At 65.5% G+C, this 21,642-nt stretch carries 17 protein-coding genes; 12 read left to right on the top strand and 5 right to left on the bottom strand.

Going from position 1 to position 21,642, the window contains the following annotated elements; all coding sequences use genetic code 11:
* Positions 1-249: 249 nt before the first annotated feature.
* Together rpsT and dnaA are read left to right on the top strand one after the other, a co-directional pair.
* Positions 250-510 carry a 30S ribosomal protein S20 gene (gene rpsT / locus C8K14_RS18200; protein ID WP_022675888.1) on the top strand — a complete coding sequence of 87 codons (261 nt, stop codon included), beginning with the start codon at positions 250-252 and terminating at the stop codon, positions 508-510.
* Between the two features lie 721 nt (positions 511-1,231).
* Complete coding sequence (gene dnaA, locus C8K14_RS18195; RefSeq protein WP_062788037.1) at positions 1,232-2,674, top strand: chromosomal replication initiator protein DnaA; 1,443 nt, start codon at positions 1,232-1,234, stop codon at positions 2,672-2,674.
* A 264-nt stretch (positions 2,675-2,938) separates the two neighbouring features.
* Here dnaA and C8K14_RS22710 read toward each other — a convergent pair whose 3' ends face one another.
* Entirely contained in the window at positions 2,939-3,100 is a 162-nt protein-coding gene (locus C8K14_RS22710) for a hypothetical protein (protein WP_022676092.1), read from the bottom strand.
* A gap of 82 nt (positions 3,101-3,182) precedes the next feature.
* Between C8K14_RS22710 and C8K14_RS18190 the strand changes: the two genes are divergently transcribed.
* Positions 3,183-3,971 carry a HesA/MoeB/ThiF family protein gene (locus tag C8K14_RS18190; RefSeq protein WP_171795383.1) on the top strand — a complete coding sequence of 263 codons (789 nt, stop codon included), beginning with the start codon at positions 3,183-3,185 and terminating at the stop codon, positions 3,969-3,971.
* Positions 3,972-4,156: 185 nt separating this feature from the next.
* Here C8K14_RS18190 and C8K14_RS18185 read toward each other — a convergent pair whose 3' ends face one another.
* The gene (locus C8K14_RS18185; protein WP_107718138.1) at positions 4,157-4,888 is read right to left on the bottom strand and encodes an NAD-dependent deacylase; all 732 of its coding nucleotides are present in this window, start codon (positions 4,886-4,888) and stop codon (positions 4,157-4,159) included.
* A gap of 72 nt (positions 4,889-4,960) precedes the next feature.
* Positions 4,961-6,010 (bottom strand): NAD(P)-dependent alcohol dehydrogenase, encoded by a 1,050-nt coding sequence (locus tag C8K14_RS18180; protein WP_107718140.1) that lies wholly within the window; start codon positions 6,008-6,010, stop codon positions 4,961-4,963.
* Positions 6,011-6,120: 110 nt separating this feature from the next.
* Here C8K14_RS18180 and C8K14_RS18175 point away from each other — a divergent pair, with 110 nt between their 5' ends.
* From C8K14_RS18175 to C8K14_RS18160, 4 genes are read left to right on the top strand one after another with little or no spacing between them, the layout of a single operon-like run.
* Positions 6,121-7,050, top strand: a complete 930-nt coding sequence (locus C8K14_RS18175) for a LysR family transcriptional regulator (protein WP_107718142.1) — start codon at positions 6,121-6,123, stop codon at positions 7,048-7,050.
* Positions 7,051-7,084: 34 nt separating this feature from the next.
* Positions 7,085-7,819: a 4-hydroxy-tetrahydrodipicolinate reductase gene (gene dapB, locus C8K14_RS18170; protein ID WP_062788062.1), complete on the top strand. Its 735-nt coding sequence runs from the start codon at positions 7,085-7,087 to the stop codon at positions 7,817-7,819.
* Positions 7,820-7,824: 5 nt separating this feature from the next.
* Complete coding sequence (gene nth / locus C8K14_RS18165) at positions 7,825-8,547, top strand: endonuclease III (protein ID WP_062788030.1); 723 nt, start codon at positions 7,825-7,827, stop codon at positions 8,545-8,547.
* Between the two features lie 29 nt (positions 8,548-8,576).
* Complete coding sequence (locus C8K14_RS18160; RefSeq protein ID WP_062788028.1) at positions 8,577-8,975, top strand: hypothetical protein; 399 nt, start codon at positions 8,577-8,579, stop codon at positions 8,973-8,975.
* 12 nt (positions 8,976-8,987) lie between these two features.
* Here the strand turns inward: C8K14_RS18160 and C8K14_RS18155 are convergent, their stop codons facing one another.
* Positions 8,988-10,298, bottom strand: coding sequence for a dicarboxylate/amino acid:cation symporter (locus C8K14_RS18155; protein ID WP_107718143.1), 1,311 nt, complete (start codon positions 10,296-10,298; stop codon positions 8,988-8,990).
* A 260-nt stretch (positions 10,299-10,558) separates the two neighbouring features.
* Here C8K14_RS18155 and C8K14_RS18150 point away from each other — a divergent pair, with 260 nt between their 5' ends.
* From C8K14_RS18150 to C8K14_RS18140, 3 genes are read left to right on the top strand one after another with little or no spacing between them, the layout of a single operon-like run.
* The gene (locus tag C8K14_RS18150) at positions 10,559-11,797 is read left to right on the top strand and encodes an efflux RND transporter periplasmic adaptor subunit (protein WP_107718145.1); all 1,239 of its coding nucleotides are present in this window, start codon (positions 10,559-10,561) and stop codon (positions 11,795-11,797) included.
* Positions 11,797-14,982 (top strand): efflux RND transporter permease subunit, encoded by a 3,186-nt coding sequence (locus tag C8K14_RS18145; RefSeq protein ID WP_054132462.1) that lies wholly within the window; start codon positions 11,797-11,799, stop codon positions 14,980-14,982. The genes C8K14_RS18150 and C8K14_RS18145 overlap by 1 nt, the downstream gene beginning before the upstream one ends.
* Complete coding sequence (locus tag C8K14_RS18140) at positions 14,979-16,502, top strand: efflux transporter outer membrane subunit (RefSeq protein WP_233251142.1); 1,524 nt, start codon at positions 14,979-14,981, stop codon at positions 16,500-16,502. Before C8K14_RS18145 ends, C8K14_RS18140 begins: the two co-directional genes overlap by 4 nt.
* 73 nt (positions 16,503-16,575) lie before the next feature.
* Here C8K14_RS18140 and C8K14_RS18135 read toward each other — a convergent pair whose 3' ends face one another.
* The gene (locus C8K14_RS18135) at positions 16,576-17,370 is read right to left on the bottom strand and encodes a TorF family putative porin (RefSeq protein WP_054132461.1); all 795 of its coding nucleotides are present in this window, start codon (positions 17,368-17,370) and stop codon (positions 16,576-16,578) included.
* A gap of 253 nt (positions 17,371-17,623) precedes the next feature.
* On the opposite strand from C8K14_RS18135, the gene C8K14_RS18130 reads away from it, so the two are divergent.
* Complete coding sequence (locus C8K14_RS18130) at positions 17,624-18,424, top strand: metallophosphoesterase family protein (RefSeq protein WP_107718147.1); 801 nt, start codon at positions 17,624-17,626, stop codon at positions 18,422-18,424.
* A 412-nt stretch (positions 18,425-18,836) separates the two neighbouring features.
* Complete coding sequence (locus tag C8K14_RS18125; protein ID WP_054132459.1) at positions 18,837-21,425, top strand: TonB-dependent receptor; 2,589 nt, start codon at positions 18,837-18,839, stop codon at positions 21,423-21,425.
* Positions 21,426-21,642: the final 217 nt, after the last annotated feature.

Below are 21,642 nucleotides of genomic sequence, written 5' to 3'. Positions count from 1 at the left end.
TTGCCCGCTATGGCGGGCGGGCGAATCGCAAGTACGCATGGCCGGGGCCGGGCGTTTGACTGCCACGGGGCGGCCGGACGCATGGCAAAGGCGCAACGCGCGCCTTGACGATTCGTCCACAGCCCGGTAAGGGCGCCGCTTTCCGGCGGGCTTGCCCGCCTTGTCGAACGACTACGTCGAGCAAGCTACCAGGACATTTCCCGGTCTGCCCCATCGGGGTGGCCCGCCAGAGGACGAAACAGGACAGACATGGCCAATACGCCGCAAGCCCGCAAGCGCATCCGTCGCAACGAACGCCGCGCCGAAATCAACGGCAACCGTCTTTCGCGCATCCGCACCTTCGTGAAGAAGGTGGAATCCGCGATCGCTGGCGGCGACAAGGCCGTGGCGGCAGAAGCCCTGCAGGCTGCCCAGCCGGAACTGGCCCGTGGCGTTGCCCGTGGCGTGGTCCACAAGAACACCGCAGCCCGCAAGCTGTCGCGTCTGAGCAAGCGAGTCGCTGCGCTCTGATTCGGCGCTGGGGTATTCCTTTTTCCTGAAGGAATACGCTGCGTACAAATACGGCTTTGGCCGGCGTGATGAACGCCGGCCATTTTCGTCTGCGGCTTATGCGACGGTTCGATGACACGGCCATTTCGGCAAGTGTCGGATTCGTGGCGATTCGCGCGCTCTCTGATTTGCTAATAGCTATAAATTCAATGACTTGGCGATTTGTCGCGTAGTTGTTGAGTCAAGGCTAATTATTTCAGAAATTTTGCGCTCCATGGGCTTGCACAGCCCCCGCAGTGGCTCATAGACAGAGACCACGCCGCGCGCTGGCCGCTTTGCTGTGATGCAGAACGACCGGTGTGTGGTGTCACGGAACATCGCTCAAAACGGCATCCGCCGTGCCCATTGCGGCATCGGCGGACAGGTAAGCTGTGTCTGCGGGCGTGGTTGGTCGGTCTTTGTCCGAAAAGCCGCGTTGGGCGGACACGCTCGCCTTTGTCGGGCGTCCGCAATTCGGGGGTATCTGGCCGCAGGCCTGGAAATTTAGGTGGGACGGCGAAGCGTGAAGATGGATCATTTCGGCGGTGCGAGCGGCGGTGCAGGTGGCACGGCCGCGCTCGGTTCCCAAGGTGGCAATTCCCGAGGGTTGGCAGGTTCCCAGGCTGGAACCGCTGCCCTTGCAACAACCAATGGGCGCGGGGCCGGTCAGGCCGCGACGCTTCGGAAAGGACGTGACGGGGGAATGGAGGACCAGGAAGCTCTCGACCTGGCGGCCGATTGGGCCGACATCAGCCAGGGGCTGAAGAAGGATCTGGGTCCGCAACTGCACACGCAATGGATCAAGCCGATCCAGCTGGGCAGCTTCTGCAAGGAAACCGGCACGCTGGACCTGTTCCTGCCCACCGAATTTTCGGCCAACTGGGTGGCGGATCGCTTTGCCGATCGCCTGTCGCTTGCCTGGAAGATCGCGCGGGCCGAAGTGCGCCAGGTGCGCATCACCGTGCACCCGCGCCGCCGGGCCATGCCCGAGCTGCGCGTGGGCGGCCGTGCTGCGCCCGAACTGCGCGTGCCGGCGGCCAACGAAAGCGCGCCGACGCTGGCCCCGGCCAGCCGTCCGGTGGCCGCCCCAGCGCCGCAGACCGTGGCCGGCTTCGATGTGTCGGCCTCGGGCATCGATCCGTCGCTGACGTTCGGCGATTTCGTGACCGGCAGTGCCAATGTCCTGGCGCTCAATGCCGCGCAGCGCATGGCCGCGGCCGAAAAGCCGCAGTTCTCGCCGCTCTATCTCAAGGGCTCCACCGGGCAGGGCAAGACGCATCTGCTCCACGCAATTGCCAACGGCTTCATGGCCGCGCGGCCGGGCGCCCGGGTGTTCTACTGCTCGGCCGAGCGGTTCATGATCGAATTCGTCCAGGCCATGCGCCAGAACGAGATGATCGAGTTCAAGAGCCGCCTGCGCAGCTTCGACATGCTGCTGGTGGACGATATCCAGTTCATCATCGGCAAGGCCAGCACCCAGGAGGAATTCCTCCACACCATCGATGCCCTGCTGAGCGCCGGCAAGCGCCTGGTAGTGGCGGCCGATCGCGCGCCCCAGGCGCTCGACGGGGTCGAACAGCGCCTGCTCTCACGCCTCTCGATGGGGCTCGTCGCCGATATACAGGCTGCTGACATCGAGCTGCGGCGCCAGATCCTGGAGCACCGCCTGTCGCGCTTTACCAGTGCGCAGGTGCCGCAAGACGTGGTCGAATTCCTGGCCCGCACGATCAACCGCAACGTGCGCGAACTGGTCGGTGGCCTCAACAAGCTGATCGCCTTTGCCCAGCTGACCGGACAGCAGGTGAGCCTGCAACTGGCCGAGGAGCAGTTGACCGATATCCTGTCGGCCAACCGCCGCCGCATCACCATCGACGAGATCCAGCGCACCGTGTGCCAGTTCTATCGCGTCGATCGCTCGGAAATGGCGTCAAAGCGCCGCGCCCGCGCCGTGGTGCGTCCGCGCCAGGTGGCGATGTACCTGGCCAAGGTGCTCACCCCGCGGTCCTATCCCGAAATCGGCCGCAAGTTTGGCGGTCGCGATCACTCGACGGTGATTCACGCCGTGCGCCTGATCGAGGATCTGCGTAGCCGCGATGCCGACATGGACGGCGACGTGCGCACCCTGCTGCGCCAGTTGGAAGACTGACCCACACCGTTGTGATGCCCGGCCCCGTGTGACGGGGCCGGGTTTCCACCACCGCTCCACCGCGCGTGCACAGGATTGTGCCCGGCTTGCGCACAGGTTTGCCACAGGGTTGTGCGCAATCCTGTCCCAGGCCTGTCCCCAGCCCTGTCCCCATGGTTGTGCGCAGCTTTTCCGCAGGATCATACCCGGCTTTTGCCGGGGTTATCCGGCCATCGTGCACAGGCTTTTGCACCGGGTTATCGGCCGGTGATGCACAGTTTGTGATCAGGTTTTTGCGCTGACTTTTCCACAGGCGCTGGCGGTATCGTACCACGTGCCGCCGCTGGCCTGGCATGCGTGTTCGGCCCAGCGGCCCTTGCCCCACCAGCCGACTACCACGCCCAGCAGCAGGGCGAGGATCAGCACGATCCAGATCCGGTCTCTCATGGCCGGCAGTGTGGGCGCGCGGCAGCGGCTTTGCAAACGGCGCCTCTCGCCTTTTTGCGCGCGGGCGCCTACCTCCACGGCCATGACGCCTGCCATTACGCCAGACCGCTTGAACCGCTTTGCCCGCCATATCGTGCTGCCGGAGGTGGGCGGCGCGGGCCAGGCGCGGATCATGGGCGCGCATGTGGTGCTGGTGGGCGTGGGCGGGATCGGCGCGCCGGCCTTGCAATACCTGGCGGGCGCGGGCGTGGGGCGGCTGACCCTGATCGACGATGATGTGATCGAGCCATCCAATCTTCAGCGCCAAACGATCTTTGCCCTGGCCGATGTGGGCCATGCCAAGGCCGAGGCTGCGGCGCAGTGGGTGGCGCGCTTTGATCCCGACCTGGTGGTGCAGGCCCATCGTACCCGCATCGGGTATGACAACGCCGCCGCGCTGATCGCCGGGGCTGATGTGGTGCTGGACGGATCGGACAACTTTGCGACGCGCCTGGCGGTATCTGATGCCTGCGTGGCCGCCGGTGTGCCGCTGACCAGTGCGGCGCTTGGCCGGTTCCAAGGGCAGGTGGCCAACTTTGCCGGGCATCGGCCGGGTGAAGCATGCTATCGCTGCTTTGTGGGCGACGCATTCGATGCCGACGATTGCGACACGTGCGCGGCGCAAGGTGTGCTGGGGGCGATGGTCGGCATAGTCGGCACATTCGGCGCCATGGCGGCGCTGCGCGTGTTGTTGGAAGGCGTGGCCAGCCTGGGCGATCCGCAGTGGGGCCAGTTGCACGTGATCGATGGATTGAAGCCCGGCCTGCGCACGATGCGGATTGCGCACGATCCAGCCTGCACCACCTGTGGCACCGACCAACCCGCCGCCTGAACGCCGACGCGGGCTTTGAAAAAAAGCGAAATCATACCGCGTTCAGGGGATGGCGGCTGCGCCCCGCGCGCGTAGACAGGAAAGGCGACCCGACAGGCGCGTGGTGCGAGCCACGATCCTGGGACTTGGCCCGGACCGAGGCTCCCTGGAGACCTTGTCCGGGCTCTTTCGCGCTCCTTTGAAAATCAGGGTGTCTTGAGCAGTTCATCCACCCAATCGGGCACGATCTGCGTGGCCGGGCCCAGGCGGGTATCGTGGAACCAAGCCGAACCCTGGCTGCGTTCGAGATTGAGCTCGAGCGTTTCGGCGCCGATTTCCCGTGCCAGCCGCACGAAGCCGGCGGCCGGATAGACTGCCCCTGAAGTGCCGATCGACACGAACAGGTCTGCCCGGGCCATGGCATCGTGGATATCGTCCATGCGATAGGGCACTTCACCGAACCAGACGATATCCGGCCGCAGTGCCGCCGCGCCGCAGCTGGGGCAGGGTGGCCGGTCGATCAGCGGGCCGGTCCAGGCATGGCGGCTGTCGCAGGCGGTGCACCAGGCTGAAAGATGCTGGCCGTGCATGGCAATGAGATTGTCCGATCCCGCGCGGCGGTGCAGGTCATCGACGTTTTGCGTCACCAGCGTGACGCTGCCGCCCGGCACTTTGGCCGGCCAGGCCCGCTCGAGCCGGGCCAGCGCGCGGTGCGCCGCGTTGGGCAGCTTTTCCTGAATGGCGGCGCGGCGCATGTCGTAAAAGCGCAGCACGAGATCGGGATCGCGGGCAAAGGCCTCGGGCGTGGCGACGTCTTCCACGCGATGTTGCTCCCACAGGCTGGGGCCGCCATTGCCGCTGCTGCGGAAAGTGTCGATTCCGCTTTCGGCCGAAACGCCGGCGCCGGTGAGGATCACGATATGCTGGGGCAGGCTCATGCCGCGATCATGCCGGATCGGCACGGGTGTGCCAATCCGGCATGAAGGCCAGGGATGGCCAGGGCGGAAGGATCAGGCGAACGTGCTCGAATCGATCACGAAGCGATAGCGTACGTCACCCTTTTCCATGCGGTCCCAGGCCTGGTTGATATCCTGCACGGCAATGGTTTCGATGTCCGAGACGATGCCGTGCTCGGCACAGAAATCGAGCATTTCCTGGGTTTCGGCGATGCCGCCGATCAGCGAGCCGGCGATCGAGCGGCGGCCGAAGATCAGGTTGAACACGGTCGGGCTGGGATGCGGATGTTCGGGCGCACCGACCAGGCACAGCGTGCCATCCCGCTTGAGCAGAGTGACGAAGGCATCGAGGTTGTGGCTGGCGGCTACGGTATCGAGGATGAAATCGAGGCTGCCGGCATGGGCGGCCATCTCATCGTCGTTGCGCGAGACGACGACCTCGTGTGCGCCGAGCGCCAGGGCTTCTTCGCGCTTGGCCGGGCTGGTGGTGAAAGCCACGACGTGGGCACCAAGCGCGCGGGCAAGCTTGACGCCCATGTGGCCCAGGCCACCAATGCCGACGATGCCGACCTTCTTGCCCGGCCCAACGTTCCAGTGGCGCAGCGGCGACCAGGTGGTGATCCCGGCGCAGAGCAGCGGCGCAACCGCAGCGAGCTGGTCGGGCGCATGGCGGACATGCAGGACAAAGCCCTGATCGACCACGATTGCCTGGCTATAGCCACCCAGCGTGTGGCCGGGGGCATCGCTGCTGGGCGAATTGTAGGTCTGCGTCATGCCTTCTTCGCAGAACTGTTCCAGCCCATCGTGGCACGCGCCGCAATGGCCGCACGAATCGACCATGCAGCCAACGCCGACGGTGTCACCCACCTTGAACTTGGTGACATCGGCACCAACGGCCGTGACGTGGCCGACGATCTCGTGCCCGGGCACCACCGGATAGACCGCGTTGTTCCATTCGTTGCGCGCGGTGTGCAGGTCAGAGTGGCAGACCCCGCACCAGGCGATGGCAATGGCGACATCGTTGGGGCCGGGTTCACGGCGGGTGATGGCAAGGGGGCCGAGCGGCTGGTCGGCCGCGGGCGCGGCATAGGCCATGACGGTCATGCAGCAGGTCCTTTCAAGAAGGGGGGAGAGGGATGGCGGCCTCTCTAGGCTATCGCCATTAAGCTGATAATGGGGCAATTAGGGCATGGACTGATATCAGGAATGCATCAATGATCCGCCCCGACCATGATGACCTGCGCGCGCTGTTGGCCGTGGTGCGCGAGCGCAGCTTTACCCGCGCTGCCGCGCAACTCGGCACCTCGCAATCGGCGCTGAGCCGCACGATCGCCGGGCTGGAGGCGCAGATCGGGGTGCGCCTGCTCAACCGCACGACCCGCGCCGTGGCGCCCACCCCCGAGGGCGAGCGGCTGGCCCAAGGCGTGGCGCCGCATTTCGCCGCGATCGATGCGGCGGTCGATGCCCTGGGCGAAAGCCTGGCGCGGCCATCGGGCCTAGTGCGGCTGACGGTGGACGAGGGATCGGCCGAAACCGTGGTGTGGCCGGGCCTGCGCCGCATCCTTCACGCCTGGCCCGAGATTTCGGTCGAAGTGCTGGTCGACAATGGCCTGGTCGATATCGTGGCGGCCGGGCTGGATGCCGGGGTGCGATCGGGCGATATCCTGGCGCGCGACATGGTCGCCGTGCCGATCGGGCCGGATCTGCGCATGGTGGTGGTGGCAACGCCGGCATTCTGCGCCGGGCGCGATCTGCCGCGCCATCCGCGCGACCTGGCAGCGCATCCGTGCATCAATTTTCGCCTGCCCACGCGCGGCGGCATCTATGCCTGGGAGTTTTCGCGCGGCCGAGAGGCGCTGCGCATGCGGGTGGAAGGGCCGCTTACCGTCAACACGCTGGCCCTGGCCGCGCAGGCGATGCGCGATGATCTGGGCTTTGCCTTCCTGCCCGAAAGCGGCGTGACGGCCGACATTGCCGCCGGACGGCTGATCCAGGTGCTCGACGATTGGTGCGAGCCCTATCCCGGCTATCACCTCTATTATCCCAGCCGCGCGCATGTTTCGCCCGCGCTGCGCGTGGTGATCGATGGCTTGCGCTGGCGGCCGGCGCATTCTGTCTCGACCGCGGGTGGGCGAACGCCGTAAGGGGGGCGCGGCAGAGCAGAAGGACGCAACGGACATGGCACGCATCGGCATCATCGGCAGCGCGGGGCGCATGGGGCAGGCGTTGCAAGCCGCCGTGACGGCGGCCGGGCACGACCTGGCGGGCGGGATCGACCGCGATGGCGATGTCATGGCGCTGGCCCAGGCCAGCGATGTGCTGGTCGATTTTTCCGCCCCGGCCGCGCTGGAGTTCAACCTCGATGCCGCGATCGCCACCGGCACGCCGATCGTGGTGGGCACGACGGGCCTGGAAGAACGGCACCATTGGCTGATCGATGCGGCGGCGGTTTCGATTGCCGTGCTGCAGACCGGCAATACCTCGCTCGGCGTTACGCTGCTCGCGCACCTGGTGCAGGAGGCCGCCGCGCGGCTGGGCACGGATTGGGACATCGAGATCGTCGAGACGCACCACCGCATGAAGGTGGATGCGCCATCGGGCACGGCGCTGCTGCTGGGCGAAGCGGCGGCGCGCGGCCGCCAGGTGGGCCTCAAGGACGTGGCCGTGCGCGGGCGCGATGGCATGACCGGCAAGCGCGAGACCGGCACGATCGGCTTTGCCGCGCTGCGCGGCGGCAGCGTGGCGGGCGATCACACCGTGCATTTTCTGGCCGATAACGAGCGCTTGAGCCTGTCGCACCTGGCCGAGAACCGCGGCATCTTTGCCAAGGGTGCGATCCGCGCCGGCGAATGGTTGCTGGCCCAGGAGCCGGGCCGCTATACCATGCCGCAAGTGCTGGGGCTGGGAGACTGACCGCCTTGAAGAAGGACCAGATCTTCGAATTCTTTCGCCGCCTGGCCGAGGCCAACCCCGCGCCCGAAACCGAGCTGGCCTATGGCAACACCTACCAGTTGCTGGTGGCCGTGACGATTTCGGCGCAGGCCACCGACGTGGGCGTCAACAAGGCGACGCGCCGCCTGTTCGAGGAGGTGAAGACGCCGGCGCAGATGGTTGCCCTGGGCGAAGAGGGATTGAAGGCGCACATCAAGTCGATCGGGCTGTTCAACACCAAGGCCAAGAACGTGATCGCGCTGTCGGAAATCCTGGTGCGCGACTATGGCGGCGAGGTGCCGGCAGACCGCGATGCCTTGACCGCGCTGCCCGGCGTGGGGCGCAAGACGGCCAATGTCGTGCTCAATACCGCGTTCGGCATGGAAACCTTTGCGGTGGACACGCACATCTTCCGCGTTGGCAACCGCACCGGCCTGGCCAAGGGCAAGACCCCCGAAGCGGTGGAAGCCCAGTTGGACAAGAAGGTGCCGGGGCCGTTTCGACTGGGCGCGCACCATTGGCTGATCCTGCATGGGCGCTATATCTGCAAGGCGCGCACGCCCGAATGCTGGCGCTGCCCGGTGGTGGACTTGTGCGGCTTCAAGGCCAAGGTGCTGGAACAGGGGGCCAAGCCGCCGGTTGCGAAGAAGAAAGTGGTTACGAAGAAAAAGGTCGCCAAGAAAAAGGTGGTTGCCACAAAAACGGCGTGATCCACGCGCCATGCCAAGGAGAGAGTGCCATGGTTCGTTCGATCCCGGTTGCCGCCTTGCTGATCGCTCTGGCGGCCTGCACGCCCGGTGATGGGCCGCGCAGCGCTGGCGCCGATGGCCATTCGCCCAAGACCCCTGCCGCCACCCCGATCGGCCGGGCGGAAAGCTGCATTCCGCTCAGCCAGATCAGCGAAAGCCGGGTGCGCGACGACTGGACGATCGATTTCCGCGTCGGCAGCCGCTGGTATCGCAACACGCTGCCCCAGCGCTGCTATGGCCTGGGGTTCCAGCAGACGTTTGGCTATGCCACCAGCCAGGCGCAGCTGTGCAGCGTGGACGTGATCACCGTGTTGCAGACCGGGCCAGGCGGCGGCCCGCGCGGTTCGTGCGGGCTGGGCCAGTTTCAGCCGGTGACTCTGGCGAAATAGCCTGTTTCGCCGTTACTGCCCCTGGTCGAGATGCAGGCCGCGCCGGCCGTGCTCGGGCGTATCGTGCGGTGGCACGGGGGCCGGGGCATCGGGATCGAGCGGCACCTGCAGCATGCCTTCCCAGCGGGTGATGACCGCTGTTGCCACTGCGTTGCCCACCACGTTGGTGGCGGTGCGGCCCATGTCGAGGAAGGTATCGACCCCCAGCAGCAAGGCGATCCCTTCGACCGGCAGGCCGAACTGGGTGAGCGTGGCGGCGATCACCACCAGGCTGGCGCGCGGCACCCCGGCGATGCCCTTGGACGTGACCATGAGGGTGAGCAGCATGGCGATCTGCTGCTGCCACGACAGCGGGATGTTATAGGCCTGCGCGATGAACATCGTGGCAAAGCTGGTGTACATCATCGAGCCATCGAGATTGAACGAATAGCCCAGCGGCAGCACGAAGCCCGAGATGCGGCGCGGCACGCCGAACCGGTCGAGCTGTTCGAACAGGCGCGGCAGCGCGCTTTCCGAACTGGCCGTGGAAAAGGCCAGCAGCACCGGCTCGCGAATATAGCGCGCCAGCAGCAGCACGCGCTTGCCCAGGAAGATGCCGCCCAGGCCGAGCAGCAGGCCCCACAGCAGCAGCAGCGCGAAATAGAATTCCGACACGAACACGCCATAGGTGACGATGATGCCCAGGCCCTTGGTGGCGACCACCGCCGCCAGCGCGCCGAACACGGCCAGCGGCGCGGCCTTCATCACATAGTCGGTCATCGTCAGCATCAGGCTGGCCAGCGCCTCTGCCCCGCGCAGCAGCGGCGCGCCCTTTTCGCCGATGGCAGACAGCGCCAGGCCGGCAAACAGCGAGAACACCAGGATCTGCAGCACGTTGTTCTGCGCCATGGCATCGAGCAGGCTGGTCGGCACGATCTGCAGCACGAAATGGTGCACGGTGAAATCGGCGGTGGCGAGATCGCCGACCTTGGCCGAGGCGGCAAACTGCAAGCCATGGCCGGGGCGGAACAGATTGACCAGCAGAAGGCCCAGGCTGATCGACACCAGGGAGGCGGTGATGAACCAGCCCAGCGCCCGGCCGCCGATGCGACCCAGCGCCGCACTGTCCCCCATGCCGGCGATGCCCGAAACCAGCGTGGCCAGGATCAGCGGCGCAATGATCATCTTGATCAGGCGCAGGAACACATCGGGCAGCAGCTTGAGCGTTTCGGCCGCCGAGGCCAGCGTGGCGCTGTCCGCTGGCAAGGCACGGTTGAGGGCATAGCCCGTGGCGATCCCCAGGATCATGGCGATGACGATGTAAAGCGTAAGGCGCCGGGCCAAGGGATGCTCCGCAAGTTGTTTCAGGTGTGACGGTCTGGTGGGAGACCCTAGGCGGCGTGGACGAATTGCACAACGCCGTGGTGGGATGGCGGGCGAGTGGCGCTCCGGGCACGCCGGATGGCCTGCATTACGGTAATTTAACGAGACCGCTAGTGGCGCGGACAGGCGGCCTGGGCCAGAGGGCAGCATCGGCCTGTCTCTCGCCTGCAACGGTTGATAGACAAGCTGCCATCTTTGGACCGAAGAGAAGACCGCGCGCCATGAATTTCGAACACGCCGTGCCGCAGATGTCCCGTGCCAAGCAGATCAGGGTTCTGGCCCTGTCGGTTGCCGCCGTGACCCTGGTGGCGACAGGAGCCACTGCCCTGCGTTCCTGGATGCACCAGCCCGAGCCGGTGGCGGCCCCGCTGCCGGCCGGCGAAGTGCAACTGACCGACAGCCAGGTGGCCAGCCTCAAGATCGAAACGGCCGGCGCGGACGATGGCTATGCCCGCACGGGCGCCAGCGGCCAGATCACCGTGGACGAAACGCGCTCGACCCCGGTGTTCCTGCCCTATTCCGGCCAGGTGCAGCAGGTCTTCGTGCAGAACGGTGATCGCGTGCAGGCCGGCAGCCCGCTGCTGTCGGTGCACACCACCGACATCGCCGATGCGCGCAACGCCTTGGCCGCCGCCCTGGCGCAGCGCACCAGCGCATCGGCGCAAGTGCGCGTGGCGACCGAAAACGCCCAGCGCGCCGAGGAAATCTATCGCACCGCCGGTGGCGCGTTGAAGGATCTGCAGCAGGCGCGCAGCGACCTGGTGGCCGCGCAATCGCAACTGGGCATTGCCAATGCCGCCGTGACCGCCGCCCAGGCCAAGCTGGGCGTGTTCGGCGCCGGCACGGGTGCTGGCAGCAATGCCGTGCTGCGCGCGCCGATCGGCGGCGTGGTGGTGACCCGCTCGATCGCGCAGGGGCAGTATGTGGCCGGTGGCGCCAATGCCGCCGGGAGCCAGCCGGCGTTCCTGATCGCCGATCTGTCGCGCGTGTGGCTGGTGGCGCAAGTGGCCGAAAGCGATGCCTCGCGCGTGCACCTGGGTGACAAGGTAGTGGTGACCGCCACGGCATTCCCCGGCCGCACGTTTGACGCGACGATCGACAACGTCGGTGCACAGATCGATCCGGTGTCGCATCGCCTGCAAGTGCGCGCCACGATTCCCAATGCCGATGGCGCGTTGAAGCCGCAGATGTTTGCCAACTTCACCATTGAAACGCCCGAGAAGGAAGTTTCGACGGCCCCGGTGACCCCGCACCTGCTCAGCCTGCCGGCCGAGGCGGTGATCCACGAGGGCGACAGCGCCCGCGTCTGGGTGTGGCTGGGCCACGGCCGCGTCAAGGCGCGCGACGTGGTGACCGGCGAAAGCCACGATGGCCGCGTAACGATCATTTCCGGCCTCAACCCGGGTGAAAAGGTCGTGACCCAGGGCGCCATCTTCGTGAACGAAGCGGGGCTCGACTGATGGTCAAGCTGGTACGCTATGCGCTGGGCCAGCGCCTGACCATTGTCGCCTTCTTCGTGCTGATGCTCGTGGCGGGCGGCATCGCGTTCTACAATCTCAACATCGAAGCCTATCCCGACCCCGTGCCACCGATGGTGGAAATCGTGACCCAGTCTTCGGGCCTTTCGGCCGAGGAAATGGAACGCAACGTCACGATTCCGATCGAAGTGCAGATGTCGGGCCTGCCGCACATGACGGCGATCCGCGCGATCTCGCTGTTCGGCCTGTCGGACGTGAAGATCCAGTTCACCTATGATTTCAATTACGAGCAAGCCCAGCAGCAGGTGATCAACCGCCTGGCGCAGCTGCCCCAGCTGCCGGGCGGCGCGGTGCCGACGATTTCGCCAACGAGCCCTGTGGGCGAAATCTATCGCTATCGCATTGCCGCGCCCAAGGGTTATTCGGTTGAAGACTTGAAGACGCTGCAGGACTGGGTGCTGCAACGCCGCTTCCGCGCCATTCCCGGCGTGGTCGACGTGACCGGCTGGGGCGGCAAGCTGCGCAGCTATGACGTGGTGGTCGACAACAACCGCCTCCAGGCCCACCACCTGACCGTGGCGCAGGTGATTGCCGCGCTGGGCAAGGCCAATGCCAACGTCGGCGGCCAGACCATCAACTTTGGCGCGCAGAGCGCGATCGTGCGCGGCATCGGCCTGATCCAGTCGGTCGATGCGCTGGAAACCACGCCGGTGGGCCGCGATGGCACCGCCCCGGTGCTGGTGCGCGACGTGGCGACGGTGAAGATCGGCAACATGCCGCGCAACGGCATCGCCGGCCTCAACGGCGATGATGACATCGTCCAGGGCATCGTGCTGATGCGTCGTGGTGCGCAGTCGATGCCCACGATCCAGGCGGTGGAAGCCGAAGTCCAGAAGATCAACAGCACCGGCGTGCTGCCGCCGGGCGTCCATCTCGAACGCATCTATGACCGGTCTGAACTGATCGGCGTGACGACGCGCACCGTGATGGAAAACCTGGTCGCGGGCGTGCTGCTGATCTTCTTCCTGCAGTGGGCGTTCCTGGGCAATCTGCGCAGCGCGCTGATCGTGGCGGCGACGATTCCTTTTGCCTTGGCCTTTGCCGTGCTGATCCTGACCGTGCAGGGGGAAAGCGCCAATCTGCTGTCGGTGGGGGCGCTGGACTTTGGCCTGGTGGTGGATGCCACCGTCATCATGGTGGAGAACATATTCCGCCACATGGCCGAGCGATCGCACCATGTGGAAACGCATGAAGGCGGGCGCTATACCTTTGCCAGCCGCATCGGCTCGGTCCTGGCGGCCAGCAACGAAGTGAGCCGTGGCATCTTCTTTGCCGCCGCGATCATCATCACCAGCTTCCTGCCACTGTTCACGCTGACCGGCGTGGAAGGCCATATCTTTGGCCCGATGGCCAAGACTTATGCCTATGCCATCATCGGCGGGTTGATCGCCACGTTCACCGTGGCGCCGGTGCTTTCGGCGATGATGCTGCCCGACAAGCTGGACGAGGCCGAGACCTGGCTGGTGTCGCGCATTCGCCGGGTTTACGAACCGGCGGCGGCGTTCTGCTTCCGCAACCAGCTGCTGGCGATCGGTGCGGCGGCGATCATGGTGATCGGCGCCTTTGTCGGAGTGCGCTCGCTGGGGGTGGAGTTCCTGCCCCACCTCGAAGAAGGCAACATGTATATCCGTGCCACGCTGCCGGCGGCGATCTCGCTCGATGCGGGTGAGCCGGTGGCCCGCGCGATCCGCCGCGATATCATGCAGTATCCGGAAGTGACCGCGGTGCTTTCCGCCCACGGCCGCCCGGACGACGGCACCGATGCCACCGGCTTCTTCAACGTGGAATACTTCGTGCCGCTCAAGCCGTTCGATGAATGGCCCAAGGGCATGGACAAGGAAAAGCTGGTCGCTGATCTCTCGGCCAAGCTGCAATCGCGCTATCCCGGCGTCGACTTCTCGTTCTCGCAGATCATCGAGGACAACGTGGAAGAAGCCGCATCGGGCGTGAAGGGCGCCAACTCGGTCAAGCTGTTCGGCCCTGACCTGGTGACGCTGGAGAAGATTGCCGGCCAGCTGCGTGACCAGATGGCCAAGGTGCGCGGTATTACCGACCTGGGGATCTTCCAGTCGCTGGGCCAGCCGACCGTGCGCATCGACGTGGATCGCGAAAAGGCCGCGCGCTATGGCCTGAGTGTGGACGACGTGAACCAGACGGTTCAGGCGGCCATCGGCGGCACGTCGCCCGGTGACCTCTACGAGCCGCATACCGATCGCCACTTCCCGATCATGGTGCGGCTGGAAGCGGACCAGCGCGACAGCTTGGAAGCGGTCAAGCGCATCACCGTGGGGGCGACCGCGCCCGATGGCACGGCAATCTCTGTGCCGCTGTCGGAACTGGCGGATATCCGCCTCACCACCGGCGCCAGCTTCATCTATCGCGAACACCAGGAACGCTACATCCCGATCAAGTTCTCGGTGCGTGACCGCGACCTGGGCAGCGCGGTGGAGGAAGCGCAGGCCCGCATTGCCAAGAATGTGGTGCTGCCCGCCGGCTATAGCCTGGAATGGGCGGGCGAGATGAGCAATCTCAAGAACGCGGTGGCGCGCCTGGAAATCGTCGTGCCGCTGAGCCTGCTGCTCATGCTCGGCCTGCTCTATGCCAACTTCCGCTCGCTGCGCGATACGCTGCTGGCCTTCTCGGTCATTCCGATGGCCGTAGTGGGCGGCGTGCTGGGGCTGATGCTCACGGGCACGGCGTTCTCGATCTCGGCAGCGATCGGTTTCGTGGCGCTGTTCGGGATCGCGGTGATGGATGGCATCCTGCTGGTGACCAGCTTCAACCAGGCAATGGACGAAGGCATGGCACGGCTTGATGCGCTGCGCCACGCCACCACCAATTCGCTGCGGCCCGTGCTGATGACCTGCCTGGTGGCGGCGATCGGCCTCGCCCCGGCGGCAGTGGCCACTGGCATCGGCAGCCAGGTGCAAAAGCCCCTGGCCCTGGTGGTCGTCGGCGGCATGACGCTGGCCCCGGTGCTGATCCTGCTGATCCTGCCCCTGCTCATCAACCGTTTCTCCAGCCGGGTCGCCGGGCCGCGCAAGCGCGCCGGGGCCGATACCGATGCTGGTGATACCGCAATGCCGCATGAAGGAGAGCCGGCATGATCCGTTTCCCGATGCGCCGTTCGCTGGGCACCCTGGCCAGTGGCATGCTGCTGGCCTCCACCATGCTGACCACGGCCGGTGCGGCCAAGGCGCCGCCGGTGGTCAATACCGTGGCCGTGCCGATGCCGCCCACCCCGGCGGGCAGCGCACCGCCCGATCTGCTCAACCAGCCGATCACCGGCGATGGGCAATCGCAGGTGGTTCACCCCGGCACGGCAGTGGCCAAGGATTGGTGGCAGGCGTTCCGCAGCCCGGCGGTCAACACCCTGGTGGATCGCGCGCTGACGGCCAATGCCGATCTCGCCGCCGCCCAGGCCCGCGTGGCCCAGGCGCAGTCGCTGATCGGCGTGGCGCGGGGCGCGCTGTTGCCGCAGCTTGATGCCGGGCTGACCAGCGAGCGGCAGCGCCTGTCGCGCAGCCTGTCCACCCCGATCGCCGATCCCAATCCACAGGTCTTCTCGCTGCATACCGCGCAGGTCAGCGTCAGCTATTCCCCCGACCTGTTCGGCGGCGGCGCGGCGCGGGTGCGATCGGCCAAGGCGGCGGCGGCCGTGGCCCAGGCCCAGGCCGATGCCACGCGCTCGATGGTGGCGGCCAACGTGGTGCTGGCGGTGATCCAGAACGCGGCGCTCGATGCCGAAATTGCCGCCAACAGCGATGCGATTGCCAGCGGTCGCCAGGTCTTGGACCTGCTGCGCCAGCGCGAAAAGCTGGGCGCGGTGGGCCATGCCGACGTGGCGGCACAGGAAGCCGCGCTGGCCGCGGTGGAAGGCACGCTGCCGCCGCTGGTGCGCGCCAGTGCCGCCAACCAGGCTGCGCTGCTGATCCTGATCGGCAAAGCGCCGGGCATGCCGGTGTTTGACAACGGCGCGGCCATGCCGGCGCTGGAAGACCTGACTCTGCCGGCAGACCTGCCGATGGCCTTGCCGGCCGAGTTGCTCAAGACCCGGCCCGACGTGGCGGCGGCAGCAGCCACGCTGGAAGGCGCGGCGGCCGACGTGAAGGTGGCCATGGCTGCGCGCCTGCCGCAGCTCACGCTGTCGGCTACGGCGGGCGGCACCGCCGAAGACTTCGGCCGGATGTTTGCCGATGGCAATCCGTTCTGGCAGTTGCTGGGCGCCCTGGCCGCGCCGATCTTCCACGGCGGGTCGCTCAAGCGGCAGCAGCAGGCAGCCGAACACGCGCTCGATGCGGCAAAGGCAGGCTATCGCGGCACGGCGCTGCAGGCCTTTGCCGATGTCAGCAATGCGCTGACCGCGCTGTCGGCCGATGCCACTGCGCTGTCGATCGCGCAGCGTGGCGATTCGGCGGCTTCGGCCAGCCTGGGTTTCGTCAAGCGGCAGTTGCAGCTGGGCGGGGTGGGCACGCTGCAGGTGCTCAACGCCAGCGCCGTGGCGCAGACCGCGCGGGCGCAATACGTGGCAGCCAAGGCGGCGCGCCTGTCAGACACCGTGGGCCTGTTCGTGGCGCTGGGTGGCGGCCTGCAGACGCCGCAGGGCGCAGCGGCAACCGGACACTGAAACGGTAAAAGCCCGCGTCGGTGATCCGACGCGGGCTTTCCCCTGTTGCCCTTGGGCGAACGACGTTACGCGATCAGAACGAGGCCATCAGCGAGACCACGCCAACCGTCTTGCCGGCGCGATACATCTGCTCGCCCGAAACCCCGGCGAAGGGATTGTTGGCAGCATCCTGGCGGCTGACGTTGGTGCCGACGACCGAGAAATCGAGCGTCAGGTTCTTCCACGCGGTGCTGACACCGGCGGTGTAGTCGATGTATTCCTTGGTGTAGTTGAACGAACCGCCGGTGTGGCCCAAGTGGGTGTGGATCGTGAACGGCGTGTTCGGAATGGCGCCCGACAGTTCACCATAGACATAGGTGTCGGTGCGCGTGGCATAGACATCCAGGTTCTTCTGGTGCGGGGCGAAGTTGATACCGGCCTTGGCGTTGATCGGGCCGAGCGCCTTGGACAGCGAGCCATAGACTTCATAGAAGTTGAGGCCCGGCGCACCCGGATAGATGTAGCCATAGAGGCCAACGTCGACGGTCACGCCGCTGTTGCTGAGGCCGTGGGTGAAACCGCCATAGACGTCGATTTCGGTGCCGCCGATGTTGACCGCCGGGCTGGGCGAAGCGCTCGAGCCCCAGGTCGACACGTAGAAGCCCGAGCTGTGCGACAGGGTCAGCGTGCCCTGGACGGCCGGCAGGTTGTTGGACTGCGAGATGCCGCGGAACCGGTACTGGCTGATGACGCCGGCGGCGCCAGTCACCTTGAAATCGCTCGGGGGCGCGGTCTCGTCGGCCATGGCAGGCACGGCATAGCCGGCAAGCACGGCAAGGCTGAACGCCGTGGCGACCTTGGCCACGCGCGACTTGATGGACGTACGCATGAAATACCTCTTTAATTTTGTCTTTGACGCGTCGCCCCGCCTGCACAAATCGCCCCGGCCTCTTTCTTGCGCGGGCTGGTTGACGACTTGCACTTATCTGGATGCCGCCGCCTGCTGCGTTGCACAAGACCATTCCGCCGACCGTGGCATTCTCGTTCTGGAATGTGTCTTTTGTGCATCATAGTGTTTCTGGCGCTTGTCTCGGCCGTGGCAGCGCCCATATAGTTTGGCGAATGATCGTCACGGCCGGTGCATGCTGAAGTTGCTAAAGTCACTCGTTTCCGGGGCGCGGGCAGAACCGCCTGCGCCGCCCACGCTGGTTCCTGCGGGCCAACGCGTCTATGCGGTGGGTGACATTCACGGCCGGCTCGACCTGTTCGAGCAGATGATCGGCCTCATTGAAGCCGATGATGCGGCACGCAGCGGGCAAGGCGTGGTAAAAACCACCGTGATCCTGCTGGGCGACCTGATCGATCGCGGGCCCGATAGCGCGGGCGTGATCGATCGGGCCAGAAGCTGGGCGCAGCGCCGCCGCGTGCGCATCCTGGCCGGCAATCACGAGGAAATGTTCCTGGGCGCGTTCGAGCGCGATGAAACCCTGCGCCATTTCCTGCGCCATGGTGGCCGGGAAACGCTGTTGAGCTATCCGATTGATCCCGAAGACTATGCGCGGATGACGCTGGAAGAACTGCGTGCCGCGATGCCCGATTTCGTGCCGCAGGCCGACATCGCATTCCTGCGCGGGTTGGAAGACCAGATTCGCATCGGAGACTATGTCTTCGTGCATGCCGGGATCCGCCCCGGCGTGGCGCTGGACGAACAGGTGCCCGGCGACATGCGCTGGATTCGCGGGGAGTTCATCGCCGACCGCACCCCGCGTAATTTCGCCGTGGTGCATGGCCATACCATCGTCGACGAGCCGGAGCTTTCGCCGCTGCGTGTCGGCATTGATACCGGCGCCTATGCCTCGGGTCGGTTGACTGCCGTCGGGCTGGAAGGCGCGGAGCGCTGGCTGCTGGTGGCGCAGGACGAATCGGTAGAGGCTGCTGCCTGACGGGCGCGGCCGCCGGACCGCAACGCCAGGCGGATTTCACCGCAAACCGCGGCTGGTCTTGGCACAAGCGTTTGCTCTGGTGCCAAATGTTTCGCACTTGCGCAAATTCTTTGCTGTTGTTGCGAAGCCGCCACAATCTGCACCATCATTGCGCCTGACTGCTTTCACTTGAAATGATTGGCAAGACTGCGCGCTTGATCCTGAAGCATTTTGTCGCGAACGCCAAAATCAAGTAAAAATTGCAGAAATTTTGTCATTTTCGTGTCACAAGAAACCGGTCAGGGAGGCCTGCCGGCGCGTGGAAGATTTGTGCCGGCGCCCTGCCATGCGTCGGGTCGTCTGATGGCAGCGGGGACGGATCATCTTTCTGTCGTTGCATCGCGGCGACTGATTACACGCAACGGGGACACCAATGCACCGCTCGCACTTTACTGCCGGCTCCATGCTGGCGCTGGGCATGGCTCTGGCCAGCACGCCCGCCTTTGCCCAGTCCACCGGCTCGGTCGATTTCGAACAGCAGGCCATCGTGGTCAGCGGCCATGCCGCCAAGTCGGTGAACGGCGTTCAGCTGCCCGACACGCCCAAGGCCAAGCAGGTTCTCGACCAGACGATCATCGCCCACCAGACGCCGGGCCAGACGATCAACGACATCATCAACCTGGTGCCGGGCGTCAGCTTCCAGAACAACGATCCGTTCGGTTCGGCCGGCGGCAAGCTGTTCATCCGCGGCTTTGACAACACCCGCATTTCGCAGACGTTCGACGGCATGCCGCTGAACGACACCGGCAACTATGCCCTCTATTCAAACCAGCAGCTTGACCCCGAAATCATCGAGCAGGTCAACGTCAACCTCGGCACCACCGACGTCGACTCGCCCACGGCCGCCGCTTCGGGTTCGACCGTCAACTATCGCTCGCGCATGCCGACCGAAGACTTCCACGCGCGCATGCTGGGTTCGGTGGGCGATTTCAACTTCATGCGCATCTATGGCGAAGTTGACACCGGCAACCTGACGGCCTCGGGCCTGCGTGGCTGGATCACGGCGTCGAGCGCGACCAACAACGCCGTGTTCGGCGGTATCGGCAAGATCGACAAGAAGCAGTTCAACGCCAAGCTCTATCAGCCGCTGGGCAGCAACGGCGACTTCATCTCGATCGCCGGCCACTACAACAAGAACCGCAACAACTTCTTCGGCTCGGTGCCGATGTGGACCGAAAACTACGGTTCGCGCGTTGTGGGTGGTTCGTCGGCCAACCGCTATCCGCTCAACGGTGACGAGCGCTTCTATCAGGAAGCCCGCTGCACCACCGCGGCGGCAAACGCCGGCGTTGCCGATGTGGCCAACTCGTGCGGTTCTGACTACGAATACCGCTATAACCCGTCGGACACGGCCAACGTGCGCATCAACACGCGCTTCACCCTGGCCGATGGCCTGGTGCTGACGGTCGATCCGTCGATCCAGTGGACCAGCGCCAACGGTGGCGGCACCGTCGTGGCGACCGAAGCGGCAGCACCCAACGGCACGCTCGGCTTCAATGGCAGCAACTACTACTTCGGCCGTGATCTCAACGGCGACGGCGATCTGCGCGACACCGTGCGCCTGCTGGCGCCGAGCCAGACCAAGACCGCGCGTCTCGGCCTGCTTGCCTCGCTGCGGTACGACATCAACCCGAACAACACGATCCGCGTGGCCTATTCGTATGACCGTGGCCGTCACAAGCAGACCGGTGAACTGGGCAACCTTTACACCAACGGCTTCGGGGTGGATTACTTCCCGTCGGAAAACGCGCTGACGGACGCCAAGGGCAACATCGTCCAGAAGCGCAACCGCCTGTCCTATGCGATCCTGCATCAGGTTTCGGCGGAATACCGCGGCACGTTCGATGCGCTGTCGGTCAACGTCGGCCTGCGCATGCCGTTCATGAAGCGCAACCTGAACAACAAGTGCTTCACCACTGGCGCCAGCGGCGGCGTGGCGTGCTATGCCACCTCGGGCGATCTGGCGACCAATGCTGCCGCCAATCCCTATGTCGTGACCGCGGCCGGCCTGCCGACCAGCGGCTGGGCAGCGCCGCAGCAGCGCGTGTTCACCTACAGCAAGCCGCTGCCCACCGTGGGCTTCACGCTCAAGGTGGCGCCGTCGGCCAGCATCTTTGCCAACTATTCGAAGGGTCTGCAGGTGCCGGGTACGGACAACCTGTACAACTCGTTCTACTTCCCGCTGAGCAATGCTGCGGCCAAGCCCGACCCGGAAACGACCGACAACTTCGACGCCGGTGTGCGCTTCCGTTCCGGCCCGCTGCTGGCGCAGGTTTCGGCCTGGTACACCATCTACCAGAACCGTCTCGCCTCGGCGTTTGACCGCGATCTCCAGGTTTCGATCTATCGCAACCTCGGTCGCGTGGACAAGTATGGCTTCGACGGCTCGCTGGCCTATGCGCCGACCAAGGATCTCTCGTTCTACGTGTTCGGTTCGTACCTGCACTCGAAGATCCGCGACAACGTCGATGCCGGGACCTGCTCTGCGGCCAACGTGACGCTGGGCATGTATGGCTGCACCGCAGCCGGCACCCAGGCGTTCTACCAGACGGCTGGCAAGCGTGAATCCGGCGCCCCGGTCTACACCTTCGGTGGCCGTGTCGACGGTACGGTCGGCCCGCTCTCGCTGGGCGTGCAGGCCAAGCGTACCGGTCCGCGTTATGTGAACGACCAGAACCTGCCGTTCTATGTGAACAGCGGCGGCAAGCTGGAAATCTTCCCGGCCAAGACGCGCCCGTACACCGTCGTCGATCTCGACGCGAAGCTGGCCCTGTCGAAGGTTGCGGAAATGTTCAACGAACGCACCTTCCTGCAGCTCAACGTCACCAACGTGTTCGACGTGAACTATGTCGGCGGCTTTGACGGCACGCTGCTCAGCCAGGCCACCAACGGCAACCCGATCACCTATGCGCAGCTCAGCCCGCCGCGCACGCTGATCGCGACGCTCAGCTTCGGCTTCTGATCCTTTCGGACAGAGCTGGCTAAAAAGCCCGCCGTCATCCCTTCGGATGGCGGCGGGTTTTTCATTGCGGTCCGCCGCTGCGCCGGGATGCGCGCATGATACGACCAGTCGTGCTGCACTGCACTATCCAGAACTGGGCCAACTGCGGCATTCTAGGCTCGGCTTAATGCGGCCGGGAACGAACGCCCGCTATCGGCGTTGTGCTCTGCAGCATTGT

Source organism: Novosphingobium sp. GV079 (assembly GCF_003058045.1).
Classification (GTDB): domain Bacteria; phylum Pseudomonadota; class Alphaproteobacteria; order Sphingomonadales; family Sphingomonadaceae; genus Novosphingobium; species Novosphingobium capsulatum.
The sequence above is the reverse complement of the archived record's forward strand: the minus strand, read 5'-3'. Positions and strand labels throughout refer to the sequence as shown.

Bases quoted from the DNA above. Each gene is read 5' to 3' on its own strand.
- C8K14_RS18140 (WP_233251142.1), top strand. From the start codon at position 14,979: ATGATCCGTTTCCCGATGCGCCGTTCGCTGGGCACCCTGGCCAGTGGC.
- C8K14_RS18145 (WP_054132462.1), top strand. From the start codon at position 11,797: ATGGTCAAGCTGGTACGCTATGCGCTGGGCCAGCGCCTGACCATTGTC.
- C8K14_RS18160 (WP_062788028.1), top strand. From the start codon at position 8,577: ATGGTTCGTTCGATCCCGGTTGCCGCCTTGCTGATCGCTCTGGCGGCC.
- rpsT (WP_022675888.1), top strand. From the start codon at position 250: ATGGCCAATACGCCGCAAGCCCGCAAGCGCATCCGTCGCAACGAACGC.
- C8K14_RS18150 (WP_107718145.1), top strand. From the start codon at position 10,559: ATGAATTTCGAACACGCCGTGCCGCAGATGTCCCGTGCCAAGCAGATC.
- C8K14_RS18175 (WP_107718142.1), top strand. From the start codon at position 6,121: ATGATCCGCCCCGACCATGATGACCTGCGCGCGCTGTTGGCCGTGGTG.
- dapB (WP_062788062.1), top strand. From the start codon at position 7,085: ATGGCACGCATCGGCATCATCGGCAGCGCGGGGCGCATGGGGCAGGCG.
- C8K14_RS18185 (WP_107718138.1), bottom strand. From the start codon at position 4,888: ATGAGCCTGCCCCAGCATATCGTGATCCTCACCGGCGCCGGCGTTTCG.
- dnaA (WP_062788037.1), top strand. From the start codon at position 1,232: ATGGAGGACCAGGAAGCTCTCGACCTGGCGGCCGATTGGGCCGACATC.
- C8K14_RS22710 (WP_022676092.1), bottom strand. From the start codon at position 3,100: ATGAGAGACCGGATCTGGATCGTGCTGATCCTCGCCCTGCTGCTGGGC.
- C8K14_RS18180 (WP_107718140.1), bottom strand. From the start codon at position 6,010: ATGACCGTCATGGCCTATGCCGCGCCCGCGGCCGACCAGCCGCTCGGC.
- C8K14_RS18130 (WP_107718147.1), top strand. From the start codon at position 17,624: ATGCTGAAGTTGCTAAAGTCACTCGTTTCCGGGGCGCGGGCAGAACCG.
- C8K14_RS18190 (WP_171795383.1), top strand. From the start codon at position 3,183: ATGACGCCTGCCATTACGCCAGACCGCTTGAACCGCTTTGCCCGCCAT.
- C8K14_RS18135 (WP_054132461.1), bottom strand. From the start codon at position 17,370: ATGCGTACGTCCATCAAGTCGCGCGTGGCCAAGGTCGCCACGGCGTTC.
- C8K14_RS18125 (WP_054132459.1), top strand. From the start codon at position 18,837: ATGCACCGCTCGCACTTTACTGCCGGCTCCATGCTGGCGCTGGGCATG.